The 25,701-nt window shown below is 62.0% G+C and carries 26 protein-coding genes and 2 pseudogenes; 13 read left to right on the forward strand and 15 right to left on the reverse strand.

Going from position 1 to position 25,701, the window contains the following annotated elements:
- Positions 1-76 precede the first annotated feature (76 nt).
- The 5 genes from QF039_RS28355 to QF039_RS28375 form a co-directional block, all read right to left on the reverse strand.
- Complete coding sequence (locus QF039_RS28355; RefSeq protein ID WP_003208828.1) at positions 77-1,318, reverse strand: heme biosynthesis protein HemY; 1,242 nt, start codon at positions 1,316-1,318, stop codon at positions 77-79.
- A gap of 5 nt (positions 1,319-1,323) precedes the next feature.
- Positions 1,324-2,442 carry a uroporphyrinogen-III C-methyltransferase gene (locus QF039_RS28360; protein ID WP_003208826.1) on the reverse strand — a complete coding sequence of 373 codons (1,119 nt, stop codon included), beginning with the start codon at positions 2,440-2,442 and terminating at the stop codon, positions 1,324-1,326.
- Between the two features lie 18 nt (positions 2,443-2,460).
- Entirely contained in the window at positions 2,461-3,228 is a 768-nt protein-coding gene (locus QF039_RS28365) for a uroporphyrinogen-III synthase (RefSeq protein ID WP_307521842.1), read from the reverse strand.
- On the reverse strand, positions 3,225-4,166 hold the full coding sequence (gene hemC, locus QF039_RS28370) for a hydroxymethylbilane synthase (protein ID WP_008439333.1): 942 nt from the start codon (positions 4,164-4,166) through the stop codon (positions 3,225-3,227). The genes QF039_RS28365 and hemC overlap by 4 nt, the downstream gene beginning before the upstream one ends.
- Before the next feature lie 138 nt (positions 4,167-4,304).
- A complete protein-coding gene (locus QF039_RS28375) occupies positions 4,305-5,051 on the reverse strand; it encodes a LytTR family DNA-binding domain-containing protein (RefSeq protein ID WP_003208820.1) in 747 nt (248 codons plus the stop codon).
- Between the two features lie 562 nt (positions 5,052-5,613).
- Between QF039_RS28375 and argH the strand changes: the two genes are divergently transcribed.
- The gene (gene argH / locus QF039_RS28380; RefSeq protein ID WP_008439335.1) at positions 5,614-7,008 is read left to right on the forward strand and encodes an argininosuccinate lyase; all 1,395 of its coding nucleotides are present in this window, start codon (positions 5,614-5,616) and stop codon (positions 7,006-7,008) included.
- A 110-nt stretch (positions 7,009-7,118) separates the two neighbouring features.
- Here the strand turns inward: argH and QF039_RS28385 are convergent, their stop codons facing one another.
- Positions 7,119-7,778 carry a glutathione S-transferase family protein gene (locus tag QF039_RS28385; protein ID WP_003208816.1) on the reverse strand — a complete coding sequence of 220 codons (660 nt, stop codon included), beginning with the start codon at positions 7,776-7,778 and terminating at the stop codon, positions 7,119-7,121.
- Between the two features lie 125 nt (positions 7,779-7,903).
- Between QF039_RS28385 and QF039_RS28390 the strand changes: the two genes are divergently transcribed.
- The 3 genes from QF039_RS28390 (at position 7,904) to QF039_RS28400 (ending at position 11,591) form a co-directional block, all read left to right on the forward strand.
- Positions 7,904-8,188: a hypothetical protein gene (locus QF039_RS28390; protein WP_003208814.1), complete on the forward strand. Its 285-nt coding sequence runs from the start codon at positions 7,904-7,906 to the stop codon at positions 8,186-8,188.
- 148 nt (positions 8,189-8,336) lie between these two features.
- Positions 8,337-8,585 (forward strand): TIGR02647 family protein, encoded by a 249-nt coding sequence (locus QF039_RS28395; protein WP_003208812.1) that lies wholly within the window; start codon positions 8,337-8,339, stop codon positions 8,583-8,585.
- Between the two features lie 168 nt (positions 8,586-8,753).
- Positions 8,754-11,591, forward strand: a complete 2,838-nt coding sequence (locus QF039_RS28400) for a class I adenylate cyclase (protein WP_177009063.1) — start codon at positions 8,754-8,756, stop codon at positions 11,589-11,591.
- Here the strand turns inward: QF039_RS28400 and rnk are convergent.
- The 3 genes from rnk to cyaY all read right to left on the reverse strand — a co-directional run bounded on the left by rnk (position 11,588) and on the right by cyaY (position 12,683).
- Complete coding sequence (gene rnk, locus QF039_RS28405) at positions 11,588-11,998, reverse strand: nucleoside diphosphate kinase regulator (RefSeq protein ID WP_003208808.1); 411 nt, start codon at positions 11,996-11,998, stop codon at positions 11,588-11,590. The two genes, QF039_RS28400 and rnk, sit on opposite strands and share 4 nt — an antisense overlap.
- A gap of 131 nt (positions 11,999-12,129) precedes the next feature.
- Positions 12,130-12,348 carry a DUF1289 domain-containing protein gene (locus QF039_RS28410; RefSeq protein WP_003208805.1) on the reverse strand — a complete coding sequence of 73 codons (219 nt, stop codon included), beginning with the start codon at positions 12,346-12,348 and terminating at the stop codon, positions 12,130-12,132.
- A gap of 2 nt (positions 12,349-12,350) precedes the next feature.
- A complete protein-coding gene (cyaY, locus tag QF039_RS28415; protein ID WP_003208803.1) occupies positions 12,351-12,683 on the reverse strand; it encodes an iron donor protein CyaY in 333 nt (110 codons plus the stop codon).
- Positions 12,684-12,922: 239 nt separating this feature from the next.
- On the opposite strand from cyaY, the gene QF039_RS28420 reads away from it, so the two are divergent.
- The 6 genes and pseudogenes from QF039_RS28420 (at position 12,923) to QF039_RS28445 (ending at position 17,504) form a co-directional block, all read left to right on the forward strand.
- Entirely contained in the window at positions 12,923-13,084 is a 162-nt protein-coding gene (locus QF039_RS28420; RefSeq protein WP_003208801.1) for a lipoprotein, read from the forward strand.
- Positions 13,085-13,093: 9 nt separating this feature from the next.
- Positions 13,094-14,341 (forward strand): diaminopimelate decarboxylase, encoded by a 1,248-nt coding sequence (lysA, locus tag QF039_RS28425; RefSeq protein WP_008439346.1) that lies wholly within the window; start codon positions 13,094-13,096, stop codon positions 14,339-14,341.
- Between the two features lie 4 nt (positions 14,342-14,345).
- Positions 14,346-15,177, forward strand: a pseudogene (gene dapF, locus QF039_RS28430) (diaminopimelate epimerase).
- 13 nt (positions 15,178-15,190) lie between these two features.
- Complete coding sequence (locus tag QF039_RS28435; protein WP_307521857.1) at positions 15,191-15,907, forward strand: DUF484 family protein; 717 nt, start codon at positions 15,191-15,193, stop codon at positions 15,905-15,907.
- A 2-nt stretch (positions 15,908-15,909) separates the two neighbouring features.
- Positions 15,910-16,809: a tyrosine recombinase XerC gene (xerC, locus tag QF039_RS28440; protein ID WP_008439350.1), complete on the forward strand. Its 900-nt coding sequence runs from the start codon at positions 15,910-15,912 to the stop codon at positions 16,807-16,809.
- Positions 16,806-17,504: an HAD family hydrolase gene (locus tag QF039_RS28445; RefSeq protein ID WP_008439351.1), complete on the forward strand. Its 699-nt coding sequence runs from the start codon at positions 16,806-16,808 to the stop codon at positions 17,502-17,504. The genes xerC and QF039_RS28445 overlap by 4 nt, the downstream gene beginning before the upstream one ends.
- A gap of 255 nt (positions 17,505-17,759) precedes the next feature.
- Here the strand turns inward: QF039_RS28445 and sutA are convergent, their stop codons facing one another.
- The 4 genes from sutA to glnK form a co-directional block, all read right to left on the reverse strand.
- Complete coding sequence (sutA, locus tag QF039_RS28450) at positions 17,760-18,086, reverse strand: transcriptional regulator SutA (RefSeq protein ID WP_003208791.1); 327 nt, start codon at positions 18,084-18,086, stop codon at positions 17,760-17,762.
- A 103-nt stretch (positions 18,087-18,189) separates the two neighbouring features.
- Positions 18,190-18,615 (reverse strand): secondary thiamine-phosphate synthase enzyme YjbQ, encoded by a 426-nt coding sequence (locus QF039_RS28455; protein WP_003208787.1) that lies wholly within the window; start codon positions 18,613-18,615, stop codon positions 18,190-18,192.
- A 209-nt stretch (positions 18,616-18,824) separates the two neighbouring features.
- Complete coding sequence (locus QF039_RS28460; RefSeq protein WP_008439352.1) at positions 18,825-20,165, reverse strand: ammonium transporter; 1,341 nt, start codon at positions 20,163-20,165, stop codon at positions 18,825-18,827.
- A gap of 34 nt (positions 20,166-20,199) precedes the next feature.
- Complete coding sequence (gene glnK / locus QF039_RS28465) at positions 20,200-20,538, reverse strand: P-II family nitrogen regulator (RefSeq protein WP_002555808.1); 339 nt, start codon at positions 20,536-20,538, stop codon at positions 20,200-20,202.
- Between the two features lie 473 nt (positions 20,539-21,011).
- Between glnK and QF039_RS28470 the strand changes: the two genes are divergently transcribed.
- Positions 21,012-21,221, forward strand: coding sequence for an accessory factor UbiK family protein (locus tag QF039_RS28470; protein ID WP_371103568.1), 210 nt, complete (start codon positions 21,012-21,014; stop codon positions 21,219-21,221).
- 52 nt (positions 21,222-21,273) lie between these two features.
- On the opposite strand, the gene cfa is transcribed toward QF039_RS28470, so the two are convergent.
- Positions 21,274-22,356: a cyclopropane fatty acyl phospholipid synthase gene (gene cfa / locus QF039_RS28475; protein ID WP_003208781.1), complete on the reverse strand. Its 1,083-nt coding sequence runs from the start codon at positions 22,354-22,356 to the stop codon at positions 21,274-21,276.
- A gap of 263 nt (positions 22,357-22,619) precedes the next feature.
- Here cfa and QF039_RS28480 point away from each other — a divergent pair, with 263 nt between their 5' ends.
- Both QF039_RS28480 and QF039_RS28485 read left to right on the forward strand, forming a co-directional pair.
- Positions 22,620-23,528, forward strand: coding sequence for a LysR family transcriptional regulator (locus tag QF039_RS28480; protein WP_003208779.1), 909 nt, complete (start codon positions 22,620-22,622; stop codon positions 23,526-23,528).
- Between the two features lie 97 nt (positions 23,529-23,625).
- Positions 23,626-25,123: pseudogene (locus QF039_RS28485) on the forward strand (YifB family Mg chelatase-like AAA ATPase).
- On the opposite strand, the gene QF039_RS28490 reads toward QF039_RS28485, so the two are convergent.
- A complete protein-coding gene (locus QF039_RS28490) occupies positions 25,110-25,694 on the reverse strand; it encodes a TetR/AcrR family transcriptional regulator (RefSeq protein WP_003208775.1) in 585 nt (194 codons plus the stop codon). The pseudogene QF039_RS28485 and the gene QF039_RS28490 sit on opposite strands and share 14 nt — an antisense overlap.
- Positions 25,695-25,701 lie beyond the last annotated feature (7 nt).

A 25,701-nucleotide genomic window follows, 5' to 3' on the forward strand; every position in this document is an offset into this window, starting at 1 on the left:
TTGACTACAGCTATTGGCGTTATTGAAGGGTTGGCCACCAGACAATTCTGAGGCAACCCTTACTCTGTTTCCTACTTCAAACCCGTGCCGGTACCGGCAGCGGTGACGCCAGCAAACGCTTGTCCAGCAAGCCCAGGCCTTCCTGGAACAACTGGTTGCTGCGCTCGGTGTCGCCCAACTGCGCCAGCAGGCGTGCCAGCTCGGCGCAGGCCTCAGGGTTGCGCTGCACCTGCAGGCTGCTTTCAAGGTAATCCCGCGCCTTGCCCCACAAGCTGTTTTGCAGGCACAGGCGCCCCAGGGTCAGCAGCAGGCTGGCATCGCCTGGATGGTCCTTGAGCCAGCCTTCGGCGAACTTCAACTGCTTCGCCGGATCGCTGCCACGCAGCAGCCCGTAGAGCCGGATCAGATGACTGTCGTACTCGCGCTTGAGGGCACCGCGCAGCACTTCTTCGGCCTTGGCGTCCGCGCCCAACTGGCGCAGTTGTTCGGCGTACGCCAGCACCAGTTGCGGCTCCTGGCGCTGGGCCGAAGTCAGTTGTTGCCAGGCCAGCTCCAGGGATTGCTGCCCGGCCTCGCCCTGCTCTTCGCGCTGGGCAGCCAGGGTCAGGTTCTCGCCCCAGGCGCGTCGCTCCAGGTCGGCCAACTCGGCAGGCGGCAACACCTTGTCCTTGCGCAACTCCGGCAACAGCCGGATTACCGAAGACCAATCGCCACGCTGTTGATACAGCCGCTGCAGTTGGCGCAATACCTGGACGTTATGCGGATGACGCTCATGCATGGCCTGCAGGGTGACCAGGGCGCCATCGGTGTCACCGCGGTCCATCTGCAACTGCGCATGACTCAAGGCTACCGCCAGTTCGGCCTGGGGCTGGCGCTCAAGCGCGCGTTCCAGCAGGCCATCCGCTTCCTCATAACGGCCCTGTTCGTTGGCCGCACGGGCGGCGCCGAGGTAGTAGAGCAATGGCTGGCGTTCGGCTTCGGCCGCACGGTGCAAGTGGCGCTCGGCACTGGCCCAGCGCCCTTCGGCGAGGTCCATCTGGCCCTGCTCGATGGCAACCTGGACCCGACGGCTGCGGTTGCGCCGCGACCACGGATTGACCACGCCACCCGAGGTCAGCACCAGGCCCAGCAGCACCCTGGCCAAATAGATCACCAGGCCGATGGCAAACAACGCCACCAGCGTCGACCACAGCCCGGACTCGTAATGCAGCACATGGGGATAGGTAATCAGCACGTAGCCGGTATGTTTCGAAATGCCCACGGCCAGTGCCAGGGCGATCGCAATCGCCAGCACCAGGATCACATAGAAGCGCTTCATCGGCTTTACTCCTGGGTCGCCGGCTTGCCAGCGGAAGCCTTGGCTTCCTCGGCAGACAGGTGGCGACGGTCAAGGTAAGCCTGCACGGCAGCCAGGCTCGCGGCCAGGTCCGGCGTGACCACCGAGACGGCCTTGGGCTCAAGCTCGGCAATACGGGCCAGCATGGCTTTGCTTTGCGGGTTGTCTTGATTGAAGTTGTCCTGCAACACGCTGCGGGCCTCGCCCAGGGATCGGCTGTACACCGCCGGCTCGCCGTTGAGCGCCGCCCATTGCGCCTGCTCCAGTGCAAGGCTCAGGGCCAGGCGCACCTGGTTCAGGCCTTGCCCTGCCAGGAGCGGGCGAATGTTGTCATCAGGATTGAAGTCGATGCGGAAATACCGCGAGATCTGCGCCCACCACTGACTCCAACGGCTGTCCGTGTCGGTGGTCGGACGCCCATCATTGGCCGCTTCAGGGAGTTGGTATTCCGGCGCGATGGCCGCCAACTGCACGACCTGATCGCGCAATGCCGCCAGTTGCAGGTACAGCCCGGTACGGTCGGGCTGTTCGATATTGCGCAACGCGGCGAGGCTCTTGGCCAACTGCTCACGGGCGGCGTAGGAGCCAGGGTCACTTTGTTCGCGGAGGATTTCGTCAGCGCCCTGGACCAGTGCCTGGGCACTATTGATGTCCTGCAAGGCGGAAAGACGCAGGCTGGCCAGGCGGATCAAGTGCTCGGCCTCGGCCAGGCGCCAGTCCTGGCGGCTGGCCCCCAGCACGGTTTCCAGGCGCTGGCTCAGGCGTTGTTGATCACCCTGCAATTGCGCCACCAGCCGGCGACGCTCTTCCAGCTCATCGGCGCCGGGCAGTTGCCCCAGACGGGCCGACAGCTGCTGCTGGCTCTGCTTGAGGCTCTGGGATTGGTCGTCCAGGGTTTGCACTTGGCCCAGCTGTTGCTGGCTGCTCGCCTGCAGTGCGCGGACCTGCCAGATCCCCCAGCCACCGGCGGCAACGCCGGCGGCGCCGAGCAACAAGGCCACGATGGCCAGGCCGTTGCCACGGCGCGGGGCGGTGGTGACCGGTGTCTCAACAGGCGCATCAAGCGCGGGCTGAGCTTCATCTTTAGGCAAGGCTGTTTCGCTCACGTATCCATCCTTTGCGTATTAGAGAGTGGGAACGGAAACACTCCGTAACGCCACTAACAAAGCCGCGGCACTGGCGCCACGACAATCCACAACTTCTTGCGCGCCAGCGGCACGCGCCATCTCGGCGACTCGCGGGCTGGGCACGAACAACGGCAGCTGTGCCACCTGGGGCCAATCTGTACCGGCCAGCGCTTGCAGGTGTAAAAAACCCTGCCCACTGCTGACCACCACGCCGTTCAAGCGTTCCACGTTTATGCGCTGGGTCAGCGTTGCACGGTCGTAGTCCGGCAGGAAACGGCGATACAACTCCAGATAGTCGACACTAGCACCTTGCTCGCGTAAACGCTCAGCCAGCAGCTCTCGCCCGCCCTCGCCCCGCAGGATCAGCACCCGGGCGCCGGGCTTCGAGATAGCCTCGCGCAAGGCGACCAGTTCAAGCAAGGCTTCACTGTCGTCGCCGTCGTGGGGATGACTGACATCAAGGCCATGCTCGGCCAACACCTGCGCCGTAGCAGCGCCGACACTGAACCACGGTAACGCCGGCAGTTGCGGCCAGTGTTGAGCCAACAACTGCAAGCCCAGGCGCGCGGCCGGCTTGCTCACCACGATCACCGCGCAATAGCGGTCCAGCTCGCGAAAGACCGCCTGTTGTTCAGGCGTGACAGGCAGCGCTTCAATCTCCAGCAACGGCAGGCTGCTGCTGAAAATACCTTCTTCGGATAACGTCGCCGCCAGGGCCGCCGACTCCTCGGCAGGCCGCGTCAGCAGCACACGCCATTGCATCACTGCGGCCCGGCCTCGCCGTACACCGCTTGCAGAATGGCACCGGCGCCTTTTTCCAGCAGTTCCTCGGCGACCTTGATACCCAGGCTGGTGGCCTCGCTTTGCGGCCCGCGAATCTCTGCGGTGAGCAACAACCCACCACTCGGGTCGCCCACCAGGCCACGCAGCCAGAGGTTCTCGCCCTCAAGCACGGCGTAACAGGCGATCGGTACCTGGCAGCCACCGTTGAGGTGCTTGTTCAGGGCACGTTCGGCGGTGACGCGAATTTCGGTGTCCTGGTGATCCAGCGGCTTGAGCAGCGCATGAATTTCGCTGTCGGCGGTGCGGCATTCAATGCCCACAGCGCCCTGCCCGCCGGCCGGCAAGCTGTCTTCGACGCTGATGGCCGAGGTGATGCGGTCTTCAAAGCCCAAGCGGATCAAGCCGGCTGCCGCGAGAATGATCGCGTCATATTCACCGGCGTCGAGCTTGGCCAGGCGAGTATTGACGTTGCCCCGCAGGAAGCGGATTTGCAGGTCCGGGCGGCGGGTCAGCAACTGCGCCTGGCGACGCAGGCTGGAGGTGCCGACGACGCTGCCCAGCGGCAGCTCATCCAGGGAGGCATAGGTATTGGAAACGAAGGCGTCGCGGGGGTCTTCGCGCTCGCAGATGCAAAACAGGCCCAGGCCTTCAGGGAAGTCCATGGGCACGTCTTTCATCGAGTGCACGGCGATGTCGGCTTCGTTTTCCAGCAGCGCGGTTTCCAGCTCCTTGACGAACAGGCCCTTGCCGCCGATTTTCGACAGTGGCGAATCAAGCAGCTTGTCGCCGCGACTGACCATGGGCACCAGGGACACCTTCAGGCCAGGATGAGCCTGCTCAAGGCGTGCTTTGACGTATTCGGCCTGCCATAAGGCCAGGGCGCTTTTACGGGTGGCGATGCGGATTTCGCGAGAGGACATGGATCAATCCGTACTGAATAGATACGGCAGATAATAACAGCTCAGGCAAATGCGCTTTGATTTGAATCAGCAAGTGCGGGGCCTCCCTGGCCGCGTCGCACCGGGATATGGGCGGTGAAGCTCGCCTCGGCCCTCGGGCTAAAGCTGCTGCATCATCTTGCGCACACCAGCGACATGGCGCCGGCTGACGATCAAGGCGTCGCCATTGAGGCCCTTCAGGAACAGCTGAAAGTGCCCAAGCGGCGTGCGCTGCAGACGCTCGATGCGCTCCCGTGCCACCAGCGCGTTGCGGTGGATGCGCACAAAACGGTCGCCAAATTCGTCTTCCAGCGCCTTGAGTGGCTCATCGAGCAGCACTTCACCAGCCTCGTGACGCAAGGTCACGTACTTGTGATCGGCGATGAAGTAGACCACCTGGTCCAGGGGAATCAACTCGATGCCCTTGCGGGTACGGGCGCTGATATGGCTGCGAGGCCCGTTGCCGCCCTGGGCTGCGGGCTGGGTCAAGGCTGCCAGTTGGACACGATTGGGACGCTCGGCCTTTTTCAAGGCACGAAGCAACGCATCGGCATTGATCGGCTTGACCAGGAAACTGGCGCCGCTGGCATCCAGGGCCTCGGAAGAGAACTCATCCTGGGAGGCGCACAGCACCACCGAAGGCGGCGACTCTCGCTCGCTCAGGCGGGCAGCCACCTGCAAGCCATCAAGGCCCGGCATGCGGATGTCGAGCAACACGACGTCCGGCTTGAGGCTGTCAATAAGGGCCAAGGCTTCCTCGCCACTGGTGGCGCTCGGCTCAAGGACATTGTAACCCTCGAGTTCACTGACCAAACGGCTCAGTCGCTCGCGGGCTTGGGGTTCGTCATCAACGATCAGGACATTCATATTGCGCTGGATTCCTGCGTGAGTCTCGCACAAGGATAGCGTAGACAGGTGCGGTGACTTCCGTCACGGCGATCCACGCTAAGACTAGCGCGAGCGGCAAAAAGTGCCCCGAGAGTGGCACCAATATTTACCCGGACCTGTTCAATCGCGCCCAAAGCCTGCTGCCTTCGGGCATCGTCGTAGGGTTTGCTGATACACAATACGAACACCCCCTCTCTAATGGATAGCCTGGAGTTCGACCTCATCGCCCGGCATTGGTGCAGTACACCTTCCGTCAGCGCGAAGCTCTATCAGTGCAACTGTAGACGCTGGCGAAGACGATATTGCTCAATCGTCAAATATCGTTTCAATAAACACGCTTTGTTTGACCAAGGACCGCAAGTTCCCCCCCCGATCGGTCCTGGCTCCAGTCTCGTCCTGCGCGAGTCCGGGGGCAAGGCACTTAGCCATCTTGGAAACAAATAAAAATGCCCCGCCCCGGCATCGTCGCCTCCGGGGGCAACCCTGTTATTATCGGCGCCACACTTTCATGCCCTCTTTCCAGCAGATCACGAGCGAATCCATGAGCACCGACAAGACCAACCAGTCCTGGGGCGGCCGCTTCAGTGAACCCGTCGACGCCTTCGTCGCGCGCTTCACCGCCTCCGTCACTTTCGACCAGCGCCTCTACCGCCACGACATCATGGGCTCGATCGCCCACGCCACGATGCTGGCCAAGGTCGGCGTGCTGACCGACGCCGAGCGCGACAGCATCATCGACGGCCTGACCACCATCCGTGGCGAGATCGAAGCCGGCACCTTCGACTGGCGCGTCGACCTGGAAGACGTGCACATGAACATCGAGGCCCGCCTCACCGACCGCATCGGTGTGACCGGCAAGAAACTGCACACCGGTCGCAGCCGTAACGACCAGGTGGCTACCGATATCCGCCTGTGGCTGCGGGACGAGATCGACCTGATCCTGGCAGAAATCACCCGCCTGCAAAAAGGCCTGCTGGAGCAGGCAGAGCGTGAATCCGGCACCATCATGCCCGGCTTCACCCACCTGCAGACCGCACAGCCTGTGACCTTCGGCCACCACCTGCTGGCCTGGTTCGAAATGCTCAGCCGCGACTACGAGCGCCTGGTGGACTGCCGCAAGCGCGCCAACCGCATGCCTCTGGGCAGCGCTGCACTGGCTGGCACCACCTACCCGATCGACCGCGAGTACACCGCGCAGTTGCTGGGTTTCGACGCCGTGGGCGGCAACTCCCTGGACGGCGTGTCGGACCGTGACTTCGCCATCGAATTCTGCGCCGCGGCCAGCATCGCGATGATGCACTTGTCGCGTTTCTCCGAAGAGCTGGTGCTGTGGACCAGTGCGCAATTCCAGTTCATCGACCTGCCGGACCGCTTCTGCACCGGCAGCTCGATCATGCCGCAAAAGAAAAACCCCGACGTGCCGGAGCTGGTACGCGGCAAGAGCGGCCGTGTATTCGGTGCGCTGATGGGCCTGTTGACCCTGATGAAAGGCCAGCCGCTGGCCTACAACAAGGACAACCAGGAAGACAAGGAACCGCTATTCGACGCCGCCGATACCCTGCGCGACTCGTTGCGTGCCTTTGCCGACATGATCCCGGCGATCAAGCCCAAGCACGCCATCATGCGTGAAGCGGCCCTGCGCGGTTTCTCCACCGCCACCGACCTGGCGGACTACCTGGTACGCCGTGGCCTGCCGTTCCGCGACTGCCACGAGATCGTCGGGCATGCCGTGAAGTACGGCGTGGACACCGGCAAGGACCTGGCGGAAATGAGCCTGGAAGAACTGCGCCAGTTCAGCGACCAGATCGAGCAGGACGTGTTTGCGGTGCTGACCCTGGAAGGCTCGGTGAATGCCCGTAACCATGTCGGCGGGACTGCGCCGGCGCAGGTGAAGGCTGCCGTGGTTCGCGGCCAGGCATTGCTCGCCAGCCGCTAAAAGCTTCGCGAGCAAGCCCGCTCCCACATTCGACTGCATTCCAAAGGTGGAACTCGGTCAAATGTGGGAGCGGGCTTGCTCGCGAAAGCCTCATCACAAACACCCAAGATCTATTTCTTGGCAGCAATCATCGCCATAAACGCCGGCATCGCCGCTTCCTTGTCCGCCGCCACCCGCTGGGCATTCGGCAGCGCCTGCAAGCGCTCCAGCAACGCCTTGGCCTTCGGCAACTCAGCCAACAGATCCAGCCCGAACAGCTTCCCGGCCACGGCACAGGCCAGGTCCACGCTGTACACAAAATACAAATCCGCAATCGTGAAACTGTCCCCCGCCACATACGGCGCAAACTTCCCGTGCCGCCCCAGCGATGCGATCCCCAGCAATAACTCCGCCCTGGACTTTTCCTTGATCGCCTCCGGCACCGGCATTCCGAAAAACGCCTCGGCAAAACACGCCCGGGCCGGCAACTCGATGTACAGCTCGATTTCCCTGCACAACGCCAGCACCTGGGCGCGCTGGAACGGCTCGCTCGGCAGCAGCGATCGCCCGCCCTGGGTCTGTTCGAGGTATTCGAGGATCACGCTGGTTTCGTTGATAAACCCTTGCTCGACACCCAGCACCGGCACCTTGCCCCGGGGGCTCACGGCCAAGGCTTCAGGGGTTTGGCCTGCGTAGAACGGCACCTCTTCGAAGGGCAGCCCTTTCTCCAGCAGCGCCAGTTTGACCATGTTGTAGTAGTTGCTGACCGAAAATCCATAAAGCTTGAGCATCACAAAGCCTCCAGGCCGTGTATGGGGTTGGCAGCAGTGGTTATAGATCGGGAGGCCGCGCCTGGCCAGCAGCATCAGCCGAGTGAATGGGGGTAGACTGGCGCCCTTTCCTCCAGGAGCCTGCCATGAGCGAGCCAACCGATATCGACAACGACGAAGAAGAGTTCGCCGAGACCACCTTGATTGAAGCGATCGAAAACCAGATCGAAAGCGACAACCCGCCCGCCGCCAAGGCCACGTTCAACAAGCTGACCCTGGTGGGCTACGAGCGCGAAGACATCCTGCAAATGATGGCCCACGTCCTCGCCATCGAAATTGACGCGCTGCTCGAAGAAGATCGCGCCTTCAATACCGAATGGTATGAAACTGCGTTGCGTGCGCTGCCGGAGCTGCCGCCCGAGAAGCAATAAGCCTCACACCGCGCTGGCCAGCAAACTCTTGCTGGCCACAATCCTGCCCCACATCAACACCGCATGAGTTCCGACTGGACAGCTCGCCCAAGTGCGTTCACCTTATGGCTGCTAACGTCTAAAAATTCCTAGAAAGTCTGGAGTCCTTATGTCGTATACCCCTGAGTTGGTTGCCGAACTGGAAATCCTTGCACTCTTCAACCTGGGCAGCTCCCAGGAAGGTCTGAAAGTTCATCAGACTGCCGCTCCCACTGCCATTGCCGCCGCCCGGCGCCTGTTTGATAAAGACCTGATCGACCAGCCAGACGGTGGTTACCTCACCAGCCTCGGCCGGGACGCTGCCGAACACGCACAAAGCCTGCTGACTATTCTGACGACCGCCAAAGAAGCCGCCTGACACCTCGTATCGCCCACGGGATCCTCTTTTCACGGATTCCGCGGGCATTCCCGCGCCCGGGATAAAATTCCGGCGTCAAAAACAAATTCCCTCTAAACCTCCTACGCTACTGGCTGTAAACTCCCACACGGCCGCCCACGTCGGGCCCTGCGAGCCACCGAGTTCGACATGACCCGCACCCACGAAATCCGCCCCGACCTGGACGAAGGCATCGACCGCAAGGTGCTGGCCCAGTTGCGCGCGCGGTTTCTGGCCCTGAACGAAGGCCGCATGGCCCGGGCCGTCGAGGGGCTGACGCCACGCCAGCAAAGCGTATTGACCCTGCTGCCGCTGTTTTTCCACGTGAATCACCCGCTGTTGCCGGGCTATGTGTCGGGCAGCACGCCGGCCGGCCTGTCGAATTTTGAACCCGACGCGCAAGCCTTGGCCGAGGCCCAGCGCCTGACCCGCACGTTTTCCTACAAGCCCCGCCACGGCAACCCACCGCGGCCGATTCATGGCCTGTTCCTGATGGGCAGCCTGGGCACCCTGGCCCAGGCCGATCAAAGTGATATGGACGTGTGGGTCTGCCATGCGGCCGATCTCAGCGAGAACGAGCTGGCCGAGTTGCGCAAGAAATGCCAACTGCTCGAAACCTGGGCCCTGAGCATGGGCGCCGAGGCGCACTTCTTCCTGATCGAGCCGACGCGGTTTATCCAGGGCGAGCGCGACACCCAACTGAGTTCAGAGGACTGCGGCACCAGCCAGCATTACCTGCTGCTGGACGAGTTCTACCGCACCGCCATCTGGCTGGCCGGGCGCACGCCGATCTGGTGGCTGGTGCCGGTGTACGAAGAAACCCGCTATGCCGACTTCACCCACGCGCTGATTTCCAAACGCTTTATTCGCGCCGATGAAACCCTCGACCTGGGCCACCTGGCGCACATCCCGCCGGGTGAATTTATCGGTGCCGGCTTGTGGCAGTTGTTCAAGGGCATCGAATCGCCCTACAAATCAGTACTGAAACTCCTGCTGACCGAGGTCTACGCCAGCGAGCACCCGAAGGTGCAGTGCCTGAGCCTGCGCTTCAAGCGCGCTGTGTTTGCCAATCAGCTGGACCTGGACGAGCTGGACCCGTACATCGTCGTCTACCGCCGGATCGAGGAGTACCTCAAGGCCCGTAATGAGCCGGAACGCCTGGAACTGGTGCGGCGCAGCCTGTACCTGAAGGTCAACCGCAAGCTCAGCGCGGGCCAGCGCACCGGGTGGCAGCGTTTGCTGCTGGAGCGCCTGGCCAGCGAATGGGGTTGGGACCAGCGCCAACTGGCCCTGCTGGACAGCCGCAGCCAATGGAAAGTCCGCCAGGTGGCCTCCGAGCGCCGGGCGCTGGTCAACGAGCTGAACTACAGCTATCGCTTCCTGACCCAGTTTGCCCGCACCGAACAGACCGTCAGCCTGATCAACAAGCGCGATCTCAATGTGCTGGGCCGGCGCCTGTACGCCGCCTTCGAGCGCAAGGCCGGCAAGGTCGAGTTCATCAACCCCGGCATTGCGCCCGACCTTGCCGAAGACACCCTGACCCTGGTGCAGTCGCCCAACCGCAAAGAGCCCGGCCAGCATCATTGGGGCTTGTACAACGGCAGCCTGACCGCCCTGGAATGGGAACACTTCGCGCCGATCAAGCGCAGCCGCGATTTGCTGGAAATGCTCACCTGGTGCCACCGCAACGGCGTGATCGACAGCAGTACCCGCCTGGCGCTGCATCCCGGCAGCAGTGACATGACCGAATTCGAGCTGTTCAACCTGCTGGGCAGCCTGCAACAAACTGTCGTCCTGCCCCTGGCCAGCGTCGATGAAGACCGCCTGCTGCGCTCGGCAGTGCCCGAGGAAGTGCTGCTGCTGATCAACGTCGGCGTCGACCCGCTCAAGCATCATCGCGACCTGAACATCCTGATGACCACCGAGCGCACCGACTCCCTGAGTTACGCGGGCGTACGGGAAAACCTGGTGCTGACCCTGGACCAGGTCACGCTCAACAGTTGGAACGAGGTGATGGTCAGCCGCTATGACGGCCCCCACGCGCTGCTCGATTGCCTGCGCGACTACCTCAATCAGCTACCGCCCAATCACTTGCCGCGCTTGCGGGTGCGCTGTTTCTGCCACAACCGCGCGCAGTTCATTGCCCAGCGCGTGGAGGAAATCTTCGACACCGCGCAAAACCTGCTGCTGGGCCAGGAAAACCACCGCTACCTGGTGCAGGTGCAACAGCACTACCACGTGATGGAGCTGACACCCGGCCAGGCCAACCATGTGTCACTGGCGACCCAGGACGCGCTGATCGCCTACCTCAGTGAGGAACTGGCCAGCTACAGCCCGCTGCACCTGGACACCATGGCCCTGGAAGACCACGACCTGGCGCTGCTGCTGCCCATGGGCCTGCCCGACTGTGTGCAGGTGTTCTACCGGATCAACGACGGAGTTGCCGAGCTGTACGTGCTGGATGAGTTCAACGCGCTCTGGCAGCAGCGCCTGCCGTTCCATGACGAGCAAAGCCTGTTGGTGCCGTTGCAGCGCTTCCTGCAGTCGATCATTTATCGCCGCGACGCGCTGCTGCCGCTGGATCCGCAACAGCCCTTCGGCGCGGTGCAAATCCTGTATTACCAGCTGTTGCCGTCAGGCAGCGGCCGTGCACGGCGGGCCGAACCGCGCCCAGCGCCGCAAACCCCGGCCAACAAGCCGTTCTACGACGTGCAGGCGATTATCGGCAAGGCAGCACCGGGCCAGGTGGGGATCACCTTGTACTGCAATCAACGGGAGTTTTCCGAGCTGGAATTTGGCGACCAACTGTTTGCGGTGGTCGCCCAGCAAATCGTCGGGCAACGCCGGGAAGCCGAGCGTTACCGCTGCTACATCACCGATCTGGACCTGTCCGGCCTGCTCGGTGATGTTCAAAGCCCGAGCAATCTGTACCTGCGCTACAAGGCTGATCTGGAACTGGCGCTCAATGAAGCGCTGAACCAGGTTTAGAGAGGAAAGGCGCCACCGTCTTTCGGCTGGCCTTCGACGCCGAGCAATTCAAGCTTGAGGGTCTTGCCACCCGGTGCTGGCCAGTCGATGTGCTGGCCGACTTGCAGGCCCAGCAATGCACTGCCCACCGGCGCCAGGATCGAGATTTTGCCTTCGTCGGCGTTCGCGTCCTTGGGGTAGACCAGGGTCAGGTGATAGTCCTTGCCACTGCCTTGTTCACGGCAATGCACGCTGGAGTTCATGGTCACGACAGATGCAGGCACTTCATCGTGGCCAACCACTTCTTCGGCGCGGTCGAGTTCGTGTTGCAGGGCTTCAACGCCCGGCGACGCCTCGCCGACACGGTCGATCAGTTGCTCAAGACGCTGCACGTCAAGACGGGTGAGGATGATGGAAGGTGCGGTCATGATTCAGGCAGACTCCTTTTTTCTGCACAAAAAAGCAAAACCCCGCCAGGAAAAGGCGGGGTTCTCACGGACCTCGATGAGTTGAGGTGTATCCGGACACTACCACAGCACAATAAATAAACAAGACGGCCTCAGGCGCAGGTCCTGCGCTGCTCGGCCTGGGCGACGATCACGCGGCGTCGCGCATCGTCGGCGGAGCGCCATTCGCGGATGTCTTCCACATGACGGAAGCAACCGAGGCAGACTTTGTGCTCATCCAGCCGACATAAACTGATACAAGGTGACGGCACCGCCGGGCTGACATTGCTGAACAGCGGCTTGGGCGGGCGTACGGGAACGGGCTGCGTCACGATCAGATCTCGTCGAAGTCCAGCTCGACGCCGGCTTGTTCCTGGGTGAGGCGCGCGAGCATTTCGCTCAGCAGCTCATCGGTGGTGTCGTGGGTCCAGCGTTTTTCTTCTTCATCGTAATCGAAGTGAAAGCCACCGGAACGCGCCGCCAGCCATAGCTGACGCAGGGGCTCCTGGCGGCTGAAAATCAATTGGGTGCCATTTTCAAACTTGACGGTGAGCACACCGGCCGAGTTCTCCAGGTCCACATCCAGACCGCTGTCGTCGAAAATATCCTCCAGCGCTTGCTGGGTCGCATCCACCAGGTCGTGAAAACGCGCTTCGGTCAAACTCATTGTGGGAACCTCGAAAAGTGTCTGGTCTCGCTCAAGCGCCGCACAATACGGACGCGCCATCATGATTGCAAAGGATACCGATTTCATTACCCACAGCCGTGTGAATTATCCTCGATTGGTGTAAGCACAATCGCGACGAACTCGGCAAAGCCCCGCCGGACGGGTATTTCGGCGCATAGGCAATCCGGCGGGTGGTCGGTATACTCGGGCGCAATTAATGCATATTCAAGGATTTCGCCATGAAGCGCCTGATCTCTTCCCTTGCTGCGCTCGTCGCGGTCGCTTGCCTCGTTAGTGCCTGTGGTCAAAAAGGCCCGCTGTATCTGCCCGATGACAGCAAAGACCCGAATGAACAGGCGCAATCGTCGCAAACCAAAGCGCACAAGCACGACACCTACTAAGGGAACATCATGGACGCTTTTAACTACCGGGACGGCGAGCTGTTCGCGGAAGGTGTCGCGCTGTCCGCCATCGCCGAGCGCTTTGGTACCCCGACCTACGTGTACTCCCGTGCCCACATCGAAGCGCAATACCGCTCCTTTGCCGATGCGCTGGAAGGCACGCCAAGCCTGGTGTGCTTCGCCGTAAAAGCCAACTCCAACCTGGGTGTACTCAATGTCCTGGCGCGCCTGGGCGCCGGTTTCGACATCGTGTCCCGGGGCGAGCTTGAGCGTGTACTGGCCGCCGGCGGCAAGGCTGACAAAATTGTGTTCTCCGGTGTCGGCAAGAGCCGCGAAGACATGCGCCGTGCCCTGGAAGTTGGCGTGCACTGCTTCAACGTCGAATCCACCGACGAGCTGGAGCGCCTGCAAGTGGTGGCCGCCGAGATGGGCGTTCGCGCGCCGATCTCCCTGCGGGTCAACCCGGACGTCGACGCCGGCACTCACCCGTACATTTCCACCGGTCTCAAAGAGAACAAGTTCGGCATCGCCATTGCCGACGCCGAGGACGTGTACATCCGCGCCGCGCAGTTGCCGAACCTGGAAGTCTTGGGTGTCGACTGCCATATCGGCTCGCAACTGACCAGCCTGCCACCGTTCCTCGACGCCCTCGACCGCCTGCTGGCGCTGGTCGACCGCCTCGGCGAGTGCGGCATCTACCTGCACCACATCGACCTCGGTGGCGGCGTGGGTGTGCGTTATCGCGATGAAGAGCCGCCGCTGGTGTCCGACTACATCAAGGCCGTGCGCGAGCGCCTCGAAGGCCGCGACCTGACGCTGATGTTCGAGCCGGGCCGCTACATCGTCGCCAACGCCGGCCTGCTGCTGACCCAGGTCGAGTACCTCAAGCACACCGAGCACAAGGATTTCGCCATCGTCGACGCGGCGATGAACGACCTGATCCGTCCGGCGCTGTACCAGGCCTGGATGAATGTGACGGCCGTCAAGCCACGCGCAGGCGAAGGCCGCAGCTACGATATCGTCGGCCCGATCTGCGAGACCGGCGACTTCCTGGCCAAGGAACGTCAGCTGGCCCTGGAAGAAGGCGACCTGCTGGCCGTGCATTCGGCCGGTGCCTATGGGTTTGTCATGAGCTCCAACTACAACACCCGCGGGCGTACCGCCGAGGTGCTGGTGGACGGTGATCAAGCGTTTGAAGTGCGTCGCCGCGAGACGGTAGCCGAGTTGTTTGCTGGCGAAAGCCTGCTGCCGGAGTAAGGTCATGTTGCTGCGTTTTACCAAGATGCACGGGCTGGGCAATGACTTCATGGTCCTCGACCTGGTCAGCCAGCACGCGCACATCCTGCCCAAGCACGCCAAGCTGTGGGGCGACCGGCACACCGGTGTCGGCTTCGACCAATTGTTGCTGGTGGAAGCGCCGAGTAACCCGGAAGTGGATTTCCGTTACCGGATCTTCAACTCCGATGGCTCCGAAGTGGAACAGTGCGGCAATGGTGCCCGCTGTTTCGCCCGTTTTGTCCTGGACAAGCGCCTGACCGCCAAGCGGCAGATTCGCGTCGAGACCAAAAGCGGCATCATCGAGCTGGATATTCGCAGCGACGGCCAGATCGGCGTCAACATGGGCGCGCCACGGCTGGTGCCTGCGGACATTCCGTTCCAGGCCACCGAGCAAGCCCTGAGCTACCCGGTGGACGTGGACGGCAAGACCGTCAACCTGGCCGCCGTGTCCATGGGCAAACCCCCATGCCGTGCTGCGGGTGGATGACATCAACAACGCGCCGGTGCATGAACTGGGGCCGAAGATCGAAAACCACCCGCGCTTTCCCGCGCGGGTCAATGTGGGCTTCCTGCAGGTCATCGACCGTTCCCGTGCGCAGTTGCGCGTCTGGGAACGCGGGGCCGGCGAAACCCAGGCTTGCGGTACCGGCGCCTGCGCCGCTGCCGTAGCCGCGATCAGCCAGGGGTGGATGGATTCGCCGCTGCTGATCGACCTGCCCGGTGGACGCCTGTCCATCGAATGGGTAGGCCCCGGCCAACCGGTGAAAATGACCGGCCCGGCCACCCGCGTCTACGAAGGACAGGTCCGTCTATGAGTGAGCAAATCTAATGACTGATAAGCCTCAAGTACCCGCGCAAGCATCCCCAAGCGAAAGTCTGGAGGCCGCAGCCGTTGCGGCGTATCTGGAGGCTAACCCGGACTTCTTCGTTGAACACGAAGAACTGCTGCCGGCCCTGCGTATTCCCCACCAGCGCGGCGATACCGTGTCGCTGGTGGAGCGGCAGATGAAGATCCTGCGCGAGCGCAATATCGAAATGCGCCATCGGCTCTCGCAGCTGATGGATGTGGCCCGCGACAACGACCGCCTGTTCGACAAGACTCGCCGCCTGGTCCTGACCCTGATGGACGCCGCCAGCCTGGAAGAAGCGGTGATCGCCGTCGAAGACAGCCTGCGCCAGGACTTCCAGGTGCCCTTTGTCAGCCTGATCCTGTTCAGCGACAACCCGATGCCGGTGGGTCGCTGGGTCAGCGGCAGCGATGCCCAGACCGCGATTGGCGGCCTGCTGTCCGAAGGCAAGACCATCAGCGGCACCTTGCGCGAGCATGAACTGGACTTCCTGTTTGGCGCCGAGCAGCGCCAGCAGATCGGCTCCACCGCCGTGGTTGCCCTCAGTCATCAAGGTTTTCATGGCGTGCTGGCCATCGCCAGCCGTGATCCGCAGCATTACAAAAGCTCGGTGGGCACGCTGTTCCTGAGCTACATCGCCGAAGTGCTGGGCCGCGTCCTGCCACGCTTCACCAGCGCATTGCGCGCGGTGCGCTAGCCATGGAACGACAACTGGACGCCTACTGCGCTCACCTGCGCAGCGAGCGCCAGGTGTCGCCGCATACCCTGGAAGCCTACCGGCGGGACTTGAACAAGGTCCTGGCGTTCTGCGAGAAACAACACATCGGCAGCTGGAAGGCCCTGGACATCCAGGGTCTGCGCAGCCTGATCGCCCGCCTGCACCAGCAAGGCCAATCCTCCCGCAGCCTGGCGCGCCTGCTGTCGGCGGTACGCGGCCTCTATCACTACCTGAACCGCGAAGGCCTGTGCGACCACGACCCGGCCAACGGCCTGGCGCCGCCCAAGGGTGAACGCCGCCTGCCCAAGACCCTCGACACCGACCGTGCCCTGCAATTGCTCGACGGCGCCGTGGAGGACGACTTCCTGGCTCATCGCGACCAGGCGATCCTAGAACTCTTCTACTCCTCGGGCCTGCGCCTGTCGGAGCTGACCGGGCTTAACCTCGATCAACTGGACCTGGCGGATGGCCTGGTGCAGGTGCTCGGCAAAGGCAGCAAGACCCGCGTATTGCCGGTAGGCAAGAAGGCCCGCGAAGCCTTGCTGCTGTGGCTGCCGCTGCGCGCCCTGGCCAACCCGGCGGACGACGCGGTGTTTATCAGCCAGCAAGGCCGGCGCCTCGGGCCCCGGGCCATACAAGTGCGGGTCAAGGCCGCCGGCGAGCGCGAGCTGGGGCAGAACCTGCACCCGCACATGCTCCGGCACTCCTTTGCCAGCCACTTGCTGGAGTCCTCCCAGGACCTGCGTGCGGTGCAGGAACTGCTGGGCCACTCCGACATCAAGACCACCCAGATCTACACCCACCTGGACTTCCAGCACCTGGCAACGGTGTACGACAGCGCCCATCCACGGGCCAAACGCATTAAGGGCAGTGACTCATGAGCATCAAGCTGATCACCTTCGACCTGGACGATACGCTCTGGGATAACGTGCCGGTCATCATCAGCGCCGAGGCATCGATGCGCGAGTGGCTGGCGACCCACGCCACCAAGGTGGGCGACTTGCCCCTGGAGAAGTTTGCCAGCCTGCGCCAGCAGGTGCTGGAGCGTCATCCCGAGCTGAAATATCGCATCAGCGTGTTGCGTCACAAGGTGCTGCAATACGCCTTCGAGGAAGCCGGGTACCCGCTGCCGGAAGCGGCGCAGATGGCGGATGTGTGCTTTGAAGCGTTCATCCATGCCCGGCATCAACTCACCGTATTCCCCGAAGCGGAACCGATGCTGCAAGCACTGCGCCGCGACTATCTGCTGGGGGTGATTACCAACGGTAATGCCGATGTGCAACGTGTGGGGTTGGCGGACTACTTCCACTTTGCACTGCGGGCTGAAGACATTGGTATCGCCAAGCCGGATGCACGGTTATTTCAGGAGGCCTTGCAGCGCGGCGGCGTAGCGCCGGGCGCGGCAGTGCATGTGGGTGATCATCCAGGGGATGACATTGCCGGTGCGCAGCAGGCGGGGCTGCGGGCGGTGTGGTTCAACCCGGCAGGCAAGGCCTGGGAGGCCGAGAAGTTGCCGGATGCCGAGATTCGCAGCCTGACCGAGCTACCCGACGTGCTAGCCCGCTGGAACGCATAACCTGATGATGACGGGCTTTTGTGGCGAGGGAGCTTGCTCCCGCTGGGCTGCGAAGCGGCCCCTGAACCAGCCACGACGGCCTTTCTGAAAGACCGCGTCGACCCAACCAGGGGCCGCTTCGCGCCCCAACGGGAGCAAGCTCCCTCGCCACACACGCTCTTCATCCTTGGATGGGTGTTGGCCCTGACCATTTTGCAGCGCCCATGAAAAAGCCCGCAGCGACGGCGGGCTTTTTCAGCAAGCAAACAGCAGGCCTTAGATAGGCCGGCTGCCGTACTTGTTATCCGGCTTCTTCGGTGGATCTGCCACCACGTTAGCCTCGACTTCCTGCACTTTGCCGCCTTTGGCGAGGAATTCTTCCATCGCCCGGGCCAGCGCATCGCGCTCTTTGTTCTTGGCTTCTACGCTCGGCAACTCGTCAACCGACACTGCAGCCTTGGCCTTGCCCTTGGCTGCCGGGACCGGTGCATCGTCGCCACCGTCGTCGTCAGCCACGTCTTCGGCAGCCGCCTCAAGACCTTCCTCGGTTTCGTCGTCGTCGCCTACTTCGAGGTCGTCGTTTTCCAGATCATCGTCGCTCATGTTCTACCTCATGACTTGCGAAAAGCAGATTAGTTATAGCCCAGCTTCGCCGCCTGTCGACGGCCGCCGGAAAAAAATCAACATCCACCGGTTAACCAGTGGCTTATGCCCCATCACCGTGCAAGGTGGCGAGGACTTTACGAGCACCGCCATGATCACGGTGCTCGCCCAGATAAACACCTTGCCAGGTCCCCATCGCCAAGCGGCCGGCCCTTACCGGCAAACTCAGCTGACAGCCCAGCAGACTGGCCTTGAAGTGCGCCGGCAGATCATCCGGACCCTCGTCGTTGTGTTCATATCCCGCCGTGCCTTGCGGCACCAGCGCATTGAAAAAACGCTCGAAGTCACGGCGAACCGCCGGGTCGGCATTCTCGTTGACCGTCAACGAGGCCGAGGTGTGCTGCAGCCACAAATGCAACAGTCCCACCCGACAGGCCTTCAATTCAGGCAGGCCGGCGAGCAACTCGTCCGTCACCAGATGAAAGCCCCGGGGCTTGGCCCGCAGGGTTATCAGGGTCTGTTGCCACATACAGTTCTCCGCCTATCGGCGCGCATTCTAGCGCGCTCAGGGAAAAAACAAAGTGCCGAATACGCCTACATGCCTGTAAGACATTCGCACACTGAAAAGTGCAGTGCGGATCCCATCACAAAGTCGCAAAAAAACCCATACACCTTTAGCCACAGACAAACCCAAGGCAAAAAAATGCCCGGCAAGCCGGGCATCTTTTTTTCGCGTACTTACAAGTTGTAGCCGCGCTCGTTGTGTTGCGCCAGATCGAGGCCAACCGCCTCTTCTTCTTCGGTCACCCGCAGGCCCATCACCACGTCCAGCACCTTGAGGATGATGTACGTCACGATAGCGGTGTAGATGACGGTGAAGCCGACGCCTTTGGCCTGAACCCAGACCTGTGCGGCAATGTCGGTAGTAGCGGCGTTGAAGCCACCCATCGACGGTGCGGCGAACACGCCGGTCAGGATCGCGCCGAGGATACCGCCGATACCGTGCACGCCGAAGGCGTCCAGGGAGTCGTCGTAGCCCAGTTTGCGTTTCAGGGTAGTGGCGCAGAAGAAGCACACCACACCGGCAGCCAGGCCGATTACCAGGGCGCCCATCGGGCCCACGGTGCCAGCGGCTGGGGTGATTGCCACCAGGCCCGCAACCACACCCGAGGCGATGCCCAGTGCGCTCGGCTTGCCGTGGGTGACCCACTCGGCGAACATCCAGCCCAGGGCCGCAGCAGCGGTAGCGATCTGGGTCACCAGCATCGCCATGCCGGCAGTGCCGTTGGCCGCAGCAGCGGAGCCGGCGTTGAAGCCGAACCAGCCGACCCACAGCATGGCCGCGCCCACCAGGGTGTAACCGAGGTTGTGCGGGGCCATTGGGGTGGTTGGGAAGCCTTTACGCTTGCCGAGTACCAGGCACGCTACCAGGCCGGCCACACCGGCGTTGATGTGCACCACAGTGCCGCCTGCGAAGTCCAGCACGCCCCAGTCGCCCAGCAACGAACCCGGACCGCCCCATACCATGTGGGCGATCGGTGCGTAGACCAGGGTGAACCAGACGCCCATGAAGATCAGCATCGCGGAGAACTTCATCCGCTCGGCGAATGCACCAACGATCAGCGCCGGGGTGATGATCGCGAAGGTCATCTGGAAGGTCACGAACACAGCCTCAGGGAACAACGCCGCCGGGCCGGTGATGCTGGCCGGGGTCACACCCGAGAGGAACAGTTTGGACAAGCCACCCACAAACGAGTTGAGGTTGACGACGCCTGCTTCCATACCGGTGGTGTCGAACGCCATGCTGTAGCCGTACACGAACCACAGGATGGTGATCAGGCCGGTGATGGCGAAGCACTGCATCATCACGGAAAGAATGTTTTTGGAGCGAACCATGCCGCCGTAGAACAGCGCGAGGCCTGGAATGGTCATGAACAGCACCAGCGCGGTGGACGTGAGCATCCACGCGGTGTCGCCGGAATTGAGGACTGGAGCAGGTACTGGGTCCGCCGCCATGGCCAGGGCCGGCATTACGAGGGACAACAGGGCTCCTAGCCCTGCGAATTTACGCAGAGTCATATTGTTTTCTCCTGGGGCGTTGGGGTTTGGCGGCTTAGATTGCGTCGGTATCGGTTTCGCCGGTACGGATGCGAATAGCCTGTTCCAGATTGACCACGAAGATCTTGCCGTCACCGATCTTGCCGGTGTTGGCGGCCTTGGTTATCGCCTCGATAACCCGGTCAAGATCCTTGTCGTCAATGGCGACATCAATCTTCACCTTTGGCAGGAAATCGACCACGTATTCCGCGCCGCGATACAGCTCGGTGTGACCCTTCTGCCGACCGAAGCCTTTGACCTCAGTAACGGTAATGCCCTGCACGCCGATCTCGGACAGTGACTCGCGTACATCGTCCAACTTGAACGGCTTGATGATGGCAGTGACTAGCTTCATGAAAACTCTCTCCCGAATTGGTGGACTTGCCCCAGGAAAACAAACCCGTCTCAAGTCTAAGCGCAGTGCCTGGCTTTGTAACGCTTCGTCGCCCTGGCATTTGCCATTGCGACGCTCGCTAACCACTGGTGACGAAACATGTACCGCTGGTCCGTCGGCGCACTGCATCGTCACAGCGACTGCATCAGTGCATGGGTCATGATCGTCTAAGCAGAAAGCTTGCCAGCTCCGTAAAAATCACTGAAATCAGTCCTTTGTTCGCCTGTGCCCACCTACCGGGCGCCACGACAGCGAAGATACGCACGAAAACGGTGCGCGACCGCCCGTCCTCATGCGCGAAAAGCGTGCGCCGCAGGGGCTGAAAAAGACTATAGACGCTGCGTGATACACTGCCGGCCAACAGATTTTCCGGACTATTTCCCATGCTCGCGCCCAAAGACCTCCTCGACGCCCTGAGCGGGCACGCCTCCCGCCTGTTCAGCAGCGACACGCCGCTGCCACGCAATGAAATTGAAAGCCAGTTCAAGGCACTGCTGCAAAGCGGTTTCAGCAAGCTGGACCTGGTAAGCCGGGAAGAGTTTGATAGCCAGATGGTGGTGCTGGCGCGCACTCGGGCGCGGTTGGAAAGCCTTGAGGCCAAGGTGGCGGAGCTGGAAGCGCGATTGACGCCTGCCGCCGAATAAGCCGGCCCAACCGGGGCAGGTTTCACCTGTCCCCGTTAAACCGTTGCAACCCTCAGCTCACCCGCTGATACCCGCCGACAACCCCCTTCTTCGACAATACCCACTGCCACAGCTGGATATCCCGCGCGCGAAACGCCCCTGCACACGACAGCAGGTAATAGCGCCACATCCGGTAGAAGCGCTGGCCAAAGGTGTCTGCGAAATCCGGCCACGCCAGTTCGAAGTTTTCGCACCAGGCCATCAGCGTCTTGTCGTAGTCGGCGCCAAAGTTGTGCAAATCCTCGGCAACAAATAACCCGTCCATGGCGTCGCCGATCTGCCCGATCGAGGGCAAATCACCGTTGGGAAAGATGTATTTGTCGATCCACGGATCCGGCGTGCTGTTGCGTTGGTTCTTGCCGATAGTGTGTAGCAGGAACAACCCATCGTCTTTCAGGCAGCGGTTGGCGACCTCCATATACGCCCGATGGTTCTTGCGCCCCACATGCTCGAACATGCCAACGCTGGCGATATGGTCAAATTGCTCGTCGATATCCCGATAGTCCTGCAGACGAAACTCGATCGGCAGATGTGAATACTTGGCCCGACCCCACTCCGCCTGCTCCTTGGAGATGGTCACGCCGACACACTCGACCCCGTAGTGCTCGGCCGCATGGCTCATGAAACTGCCCCAGCCACAGCCGATATCCAGCACGCGCATGCCCGGCTTGAGCCCCAGTTTTTTACAGATCAGGTCCAGCTTGGCGAACTGCGCCTGCTCCAGGGTGGTGGCATCTTTCCAGTAGCCACAGGTGTAGGTCATGCGCGAGTCGAGCATGCGTGCGTAGAAGTCATTGCCGAGGTCGTAATGTGCTTCGCCGACTTGCCAGGCGCGTTTCTTGTTTTGCAGGTTCAGCCAGCGGGAGCTGAACGCGTGAAACAACAAGGTGGCCGGGTTGGCCTGGTCGATCACGCCGGAGCGCATGAGGCGGAAAAAAAACTCATCCAGCGCCTCGGCGTCCCAGCCGCCATCCATGTAGTCTTCGCCAAGGCCCAGATTGCCCTTGGCCAGGGCGAGATCAAATGTGGCACTGTGGTGCAGTTGCATATCGGCAGCCGATGGCCCGTTGACCTCGATCTGCGCCTGCGCCAGCAACTCCTTAACGAAGCGCGCTCCCTGAGACATCTCATCAGAACCGGAAAAAGAATGACGCGTTTTGTTAAGCACAGTTGCTCTCCAGAAATAGCGTTGCCTTTGATTCATACACTGCGAGAAATCTGGCCATGGAAGCGTCTGGCAAGGCCCTTAAGGCGTCATGGAAGCGCTGGCTGGGAACAGATGTAACAAATCTTATCCAGCCATTTTTTAAAGATATAATGAATTAATATTATGAAAACCATGCAAAATTGGAATGCAAGATGGACATCCGGGCGCTCCGTTATTTCGTAGAAGTCGTCGACCAGCAGAGCTTTACCAAAGCCGCTGTGAAGCTGCACCTGACCCAGCCAACAGTCAGCAAGATGGTGCAGCAATTGGAGTCGAGCCTGGGCCTGAAGCTGCTCGACCGCATGGGAAAACGCTTCACCCTGACGGACGCCGGGGAAATTGTGCTCAAGCGCGCCAAGGAAATGATCGCGCTGCACGATGAAATGACGGTAGAGCTGCAAGACTTGCAGCATGTCGGGCGCGGCGCCCTGCGCATGGGGCTTTCGCCCTCCACCCACCTCGCACTGGCGCCGATTTTTGCGGAGTATCACGCCCGTTACCCGAAGATCGAACTGAAACTGTTCGAAAGCGGCGGCAATATCACCATCCAGGATCTGCGCCAGGGCACGCTGGAGTTCGGCACCATCCTGGACTCGCCGCGCGTGGCGGACATCTGGTCCGAATTCGAATCCATGCCCCTGTTCGAATCGCCACTGTGCCTGCTCGCGCCCCATGACTCGCCCTGGCAAGGCCGCAGCTCGGTGGAGTTGAGCGAACTGCAAGCCTGCGAATTCATCTTTTACGATGACACCTTCACCCTGAACCAATTCGTACTTGATGCCTGTGCGCAAGCCGGTTTTGAGCCGCGGATCAGTGGCCGCAGCAGCCAATGGGACTTTATCGCCTCCCTGGTACGACTGGGCGTGGGCATCACCCTGCTACCCCGGGCATTCTGCGAAACCCTTGATGCGAGCCAGTTCAGCATCGCGGAAATACAGTCGCCGGCGCTGAACTGGCGACTGATGCTGGCGTGGCGTCGGCAGTGCAAATTGTCGTTTGCGGCGCAGGCGTGGTTGACGCTGGCGAAAGAGTTTCTGTGTGTGCCGCCGTCGGACCGCTAGCGCGATACGTTCTGTAAAACCTCGCCGCCGCGCGTCGCCATCACTCAACTACCCTTGAAAAACCGCAGGAAGCGGCCACTCATTTCAAGGAACCAGCATGTCCCTCGCCATCGTCCACAGCCGCGCCCAGATAGGCGTCGAAGCGCCCGCCGTCACTGTCGAGGTGCACATGGCCAACGGCTTGCCGTCGCTGACGCTGGTGGGCCTGCCGGAAACCGCCGTCAAGGAAAGCAAAGACCGCGTGCGCAGTGCGATCCTCAACTCTGCGCTGCAATACCCGTCCCGTCGCATCACCCTCAATCTCGCACCCGCCGACCTCCCCAAGGACGGCGGGCGTTTTGATTTGGCGATTGCCCTGGGGATTCTCGCCGCCAGCGTGCAGGTACCGGCGCTGACCCTCGATAACGTGGAATGCCTGGGCGAGTTGGCGCTGTCCGGCGAGGTGCGGCCGGTGAAAGGTGTATTGCCGGCAGCCCTGGCGGCGCGCAAGGTCGGGCGCACCTTGATCGTGCCACGGGCCAATGCCGAGGAAGCCTGCCTGGCTTCGGGGTTGAAGGTGATTGCCGTGGATCATCTGCTGCAGGTGGTGGCGCACCTGAACGGTCACGTGCCGATCGAGCCCTTCGTCTCCAGCGGCCTGATGTACTTGAACAAACCCTACCCGGACCTGAGTGAAGTGCAGGGCCAACTGGCGGCCAAGCGTGCGCTGTTGATCGCTGCGGCGGGCGCCCACAACCTGCTGCTCAGCGGGCCGCCGGGCACCGGCAAGACCTTGCTCGCCAGCCGTCTGCCGGGGGTTGTTGCCGCCCTTGAGTGAACAGGAAGCGCTGGAGGTGGCGGCGATTCAATCGGTGGTCAGCCTGGCGCCGCTGAGCCATTGGCCACACCGGCCATTTCGCCAGCCGCATCATTCGGCATCCGGCCCGGCGCTGGTGGGCGGTGGCTCGAAACCGCAGCCGGGGGAAATCACCCTGGCCCATCACGGTGTGTTGTTTCTCGACGAGTTACCGGAGTTTGATCGCAAAGTCCTGGAGGTGCTGCGTGAGCCGCTGGAGTCCGGGCATATCGTGATTTCCCGCGCTCGCGACCGGGTGCGTTTCCCGGCGCGCTTTCAGTTGGTGGCGGCAATGAACCCCTGCCCTTGCGGCTATGTGGGCGAGCCCAGTGGGCGCTGTCGCTGCACGCCGGAGCAGATTCAGCGCTATCGCAACAAACTCTCGGGGCCGCTGCTGGACCGGATCGACCTGCACGTGACCGTCGCCCGGGAAAGCACCGCGCTGAACCCGGGCATACAGTCCGGTGATGACACCGCCAGCGCCTCCGTCCTCGTCGCCGATGCCCGGGACCGCCAACAACGGCGCCAGGGCTGCGCCAATGCGTTTCTCGACCTGCCGGGGCTACGCCAGCACTGCAAACTGAAAAAGGCTGATGAAGGCTGGCTGGAAAGCGCCTGCGAACGGCTGACGCTGTCGTTGCGGGCGGCCCATCGCCTGCTCAAGGTCGCCCGCACCCTGGCCGACCTGGAACAGGTGGAAGCCATCGCCCGCCATCATCTGGCGGAGGCCTTGCAGTACCGCCCTGCTAGCGCGTCCTAGGCAACGCCAGGAGCAGCCCCGCCACTTCCATCACCTCATCCATCACCGCTTCAGCTGACTCAACGGAGGGTTTGAGCAACAAGTCATCGGCATAGCCCATCGCTACGGCAAAGAGTTGTCGCGCAGCGCGCTTGGGCGACTCACAGCGGAACACTTTGGCCGCCACACCTTGCTCGATGATCTCGGCGAGCATGGCTTGCCATTGGGCGTTGATCACCAGGTAGGCCTGGGCCAATGGCTCGTCATGCATGGCTTCGTCCCAGGCATCCAGCCACAGCGCCCAACCGGCGTCTGCCGTGGAGGGCAGGCAGTCACGCAGGAAACCTTCGAGGGCTTCCAATGGCGGCAGATCCACCAGCGGCGCCCTCACCTCGTCCAGTTGCTCGTTGGCGAACCGCACGAACGCTTCGCGGCGCAGTTCTTTCCAGTCGCTGAAGTAGTGATAGACGTGGCTGCGGGACAGCCCGGCATGCTCCGCCAGGTCGCGGGTGGAAACATCGGCAAACCCTTTGCTGCGAAACAGCTCCAGGGCGGCGGCGATGATCTGGTCTTTACGGTCGATACGCGACATGAGGCTT

This window comes from Pseudomonas sp. W2I6 (assembly GCF_030815935.1).
Taxonomy (GTDB): Bacteria; Pseudomonadota; Gammaproteobacteria; order Pseudomonadales; family Pseudomonadaceae; genus Aquipseudomonas.

What these genes read in the sequence shown, in the direction of transcription:
- QF039_RS28355 (WP_003208828.1), bottom strand. Translation starts at nt 1,318, where the DNA reads ATGAAGCGCTTCTATGTGATCCTGGTGCTGGCGATTGCGATCGCCCTG.
- hemC (WP_008439333.1), bottom strand. Translation starts at nt 4,166, where the DNA reads ATGTCCTCTCGCGAAATCCGCATCGCCACCCGTAAAAGCGCCCTGGCC.
- QF039_RS28375 (WP_003208820.1), bottom strand. Translation starts at nt 5,051, where the DNA reads ATGAATGTCCTGATCGTTGATGACGAACCCCAAGCCCGCGAGCGACTG.
- argH (WP_008439335.1), top strand. Translation starts at nt 5,614, where the DNA reads ATGAGCACCGACAAGACCAACCAGTCCTGGGGCGGCCGCTTCAGTGAA.
- QF039_RS28385 (WP_003208816.1), bottom strand. Translation starts at nt 7,778, where the DNA reads ATGCTCAAGCTTTATGGATTTTCGGTCAGCAACTACTACAACATGGTC.
- QF039_RS28390 (WP_003208814.1), top strand. Translation starts at nt 7,904, where the DNA reads ATGAGCGAGCCAACCGATATCGACAACGACGAAGAAGAGTTCGCCGAG.
- QF039_RS28395 (WP_003208812.1), top strand. Translation starts at nt 8,337, where the DNA reads ATGTCGTATACCCCTGAGTTGGTTGCCGAACTGGAAATCCTTGCACTC.
- QF039_RS28400 (WP_177009063.1), top strand. Translation starts at nt 8,754, where the DNA reads ATGACCCGCACCCACGAAATCCGCCCCGACCTGGACGAAGGCATCGAC.
- rnk (WP_003208808.1), bottom strand. Translation starts at nt 11,998, where the DNA reads ATGACCGCACCTTCCATCATCCTCACCCGTCTTGACGTGCAGCGTCTT.
- cyaY (WP_003208803.1), bottom strand. Translation starts at nt 12,683, where the DNA reads ATGAGTTTGACCGAAGCGCGTTTTCACGACCTGGTGGATGCGACCCAG.
- QF039_RS28420 (WP_003208801.1), top strand. Translation starts at nt 12,923, where the DNA reads ATGAAGCGCCTGATCTCTTCCCTTGCTGCGCTCGTCGCGGTCGCTTGC.
- lysA (WP_008439346.1), top strand. Translation starts at nt 13,094, where the DNA reads ATGGACGCTTTTAACTACCGGGACGGCGAGCTGTTCGCGGAAGGTGTC.
- QF039_RS28435 (WP_307521857.1), top strand. Translation starts at nt 15,191, where the DNA reads ATGACTGATAAGCCTCAAGTACCCGCGCAAGCATCCCCAAGCGAAAGT.
- xerC (WP_008439350.1), top strand. Translation starts at nt 15,910, where the DNA reads ATGGAACGACAACTGGACGCCTACTGCGCTCACCTGCGCAGCGAGCGC.
- QF039_RS28445 (WP_008439351.1), top strand. Translation starts at nt 16,806, where the DNA reads ATGAGCATCAAGCTGATCACCTTCGACCTGGACGATACGCTCTGGGAT.
- sutA (WP_003208791.1), bottom strand. Translation starts at nt 18,086, where the DNA reads ATGAGCGACGATGATCTGGAAAACGACGACCTCGAAGTAGGCGACGAC.
- QF039_RS28455 (WP_003208787.1), bottom strand. Translation starts at nt 18,615, where the DNA reads ATGTGGCAACAGACCCTGATAACCCTGCGGGCCAAGCCCCGGGGCTTT.
- QF039_RS28460 (WP_008439352.1), bottom strand. Translation starts at nt 20,165, where the DNA reads ATGACTCTGCGTAAATTCGCAGGGCTAGGAGCCCTGTTGTCCCTCGTA.
- glnK (WP_002555808.1), bottom strand. Translation starts at nt 20,538, where the DNA reads ATGAAGCTAGTCACTGCCATCATCAAGCCGTTCAAGTTGGACGATGTA.
- QF039_RS28480 (WP_003208779.1), top strand. Translation starts at nt 22,620, where the DNA reads ATGGACATCCGGGCGCTCCGTTATTTCGTAGAAGTCGTCGACCAGCAG.
- QF039_RS28490 (WP_003208775.1), bottom strand. Translation starts at nt 25,694, where the DNA reads ATGTCGCGTATCGACCGTAAAGACCAGATCATCGCCGCCGCCCTGGAG.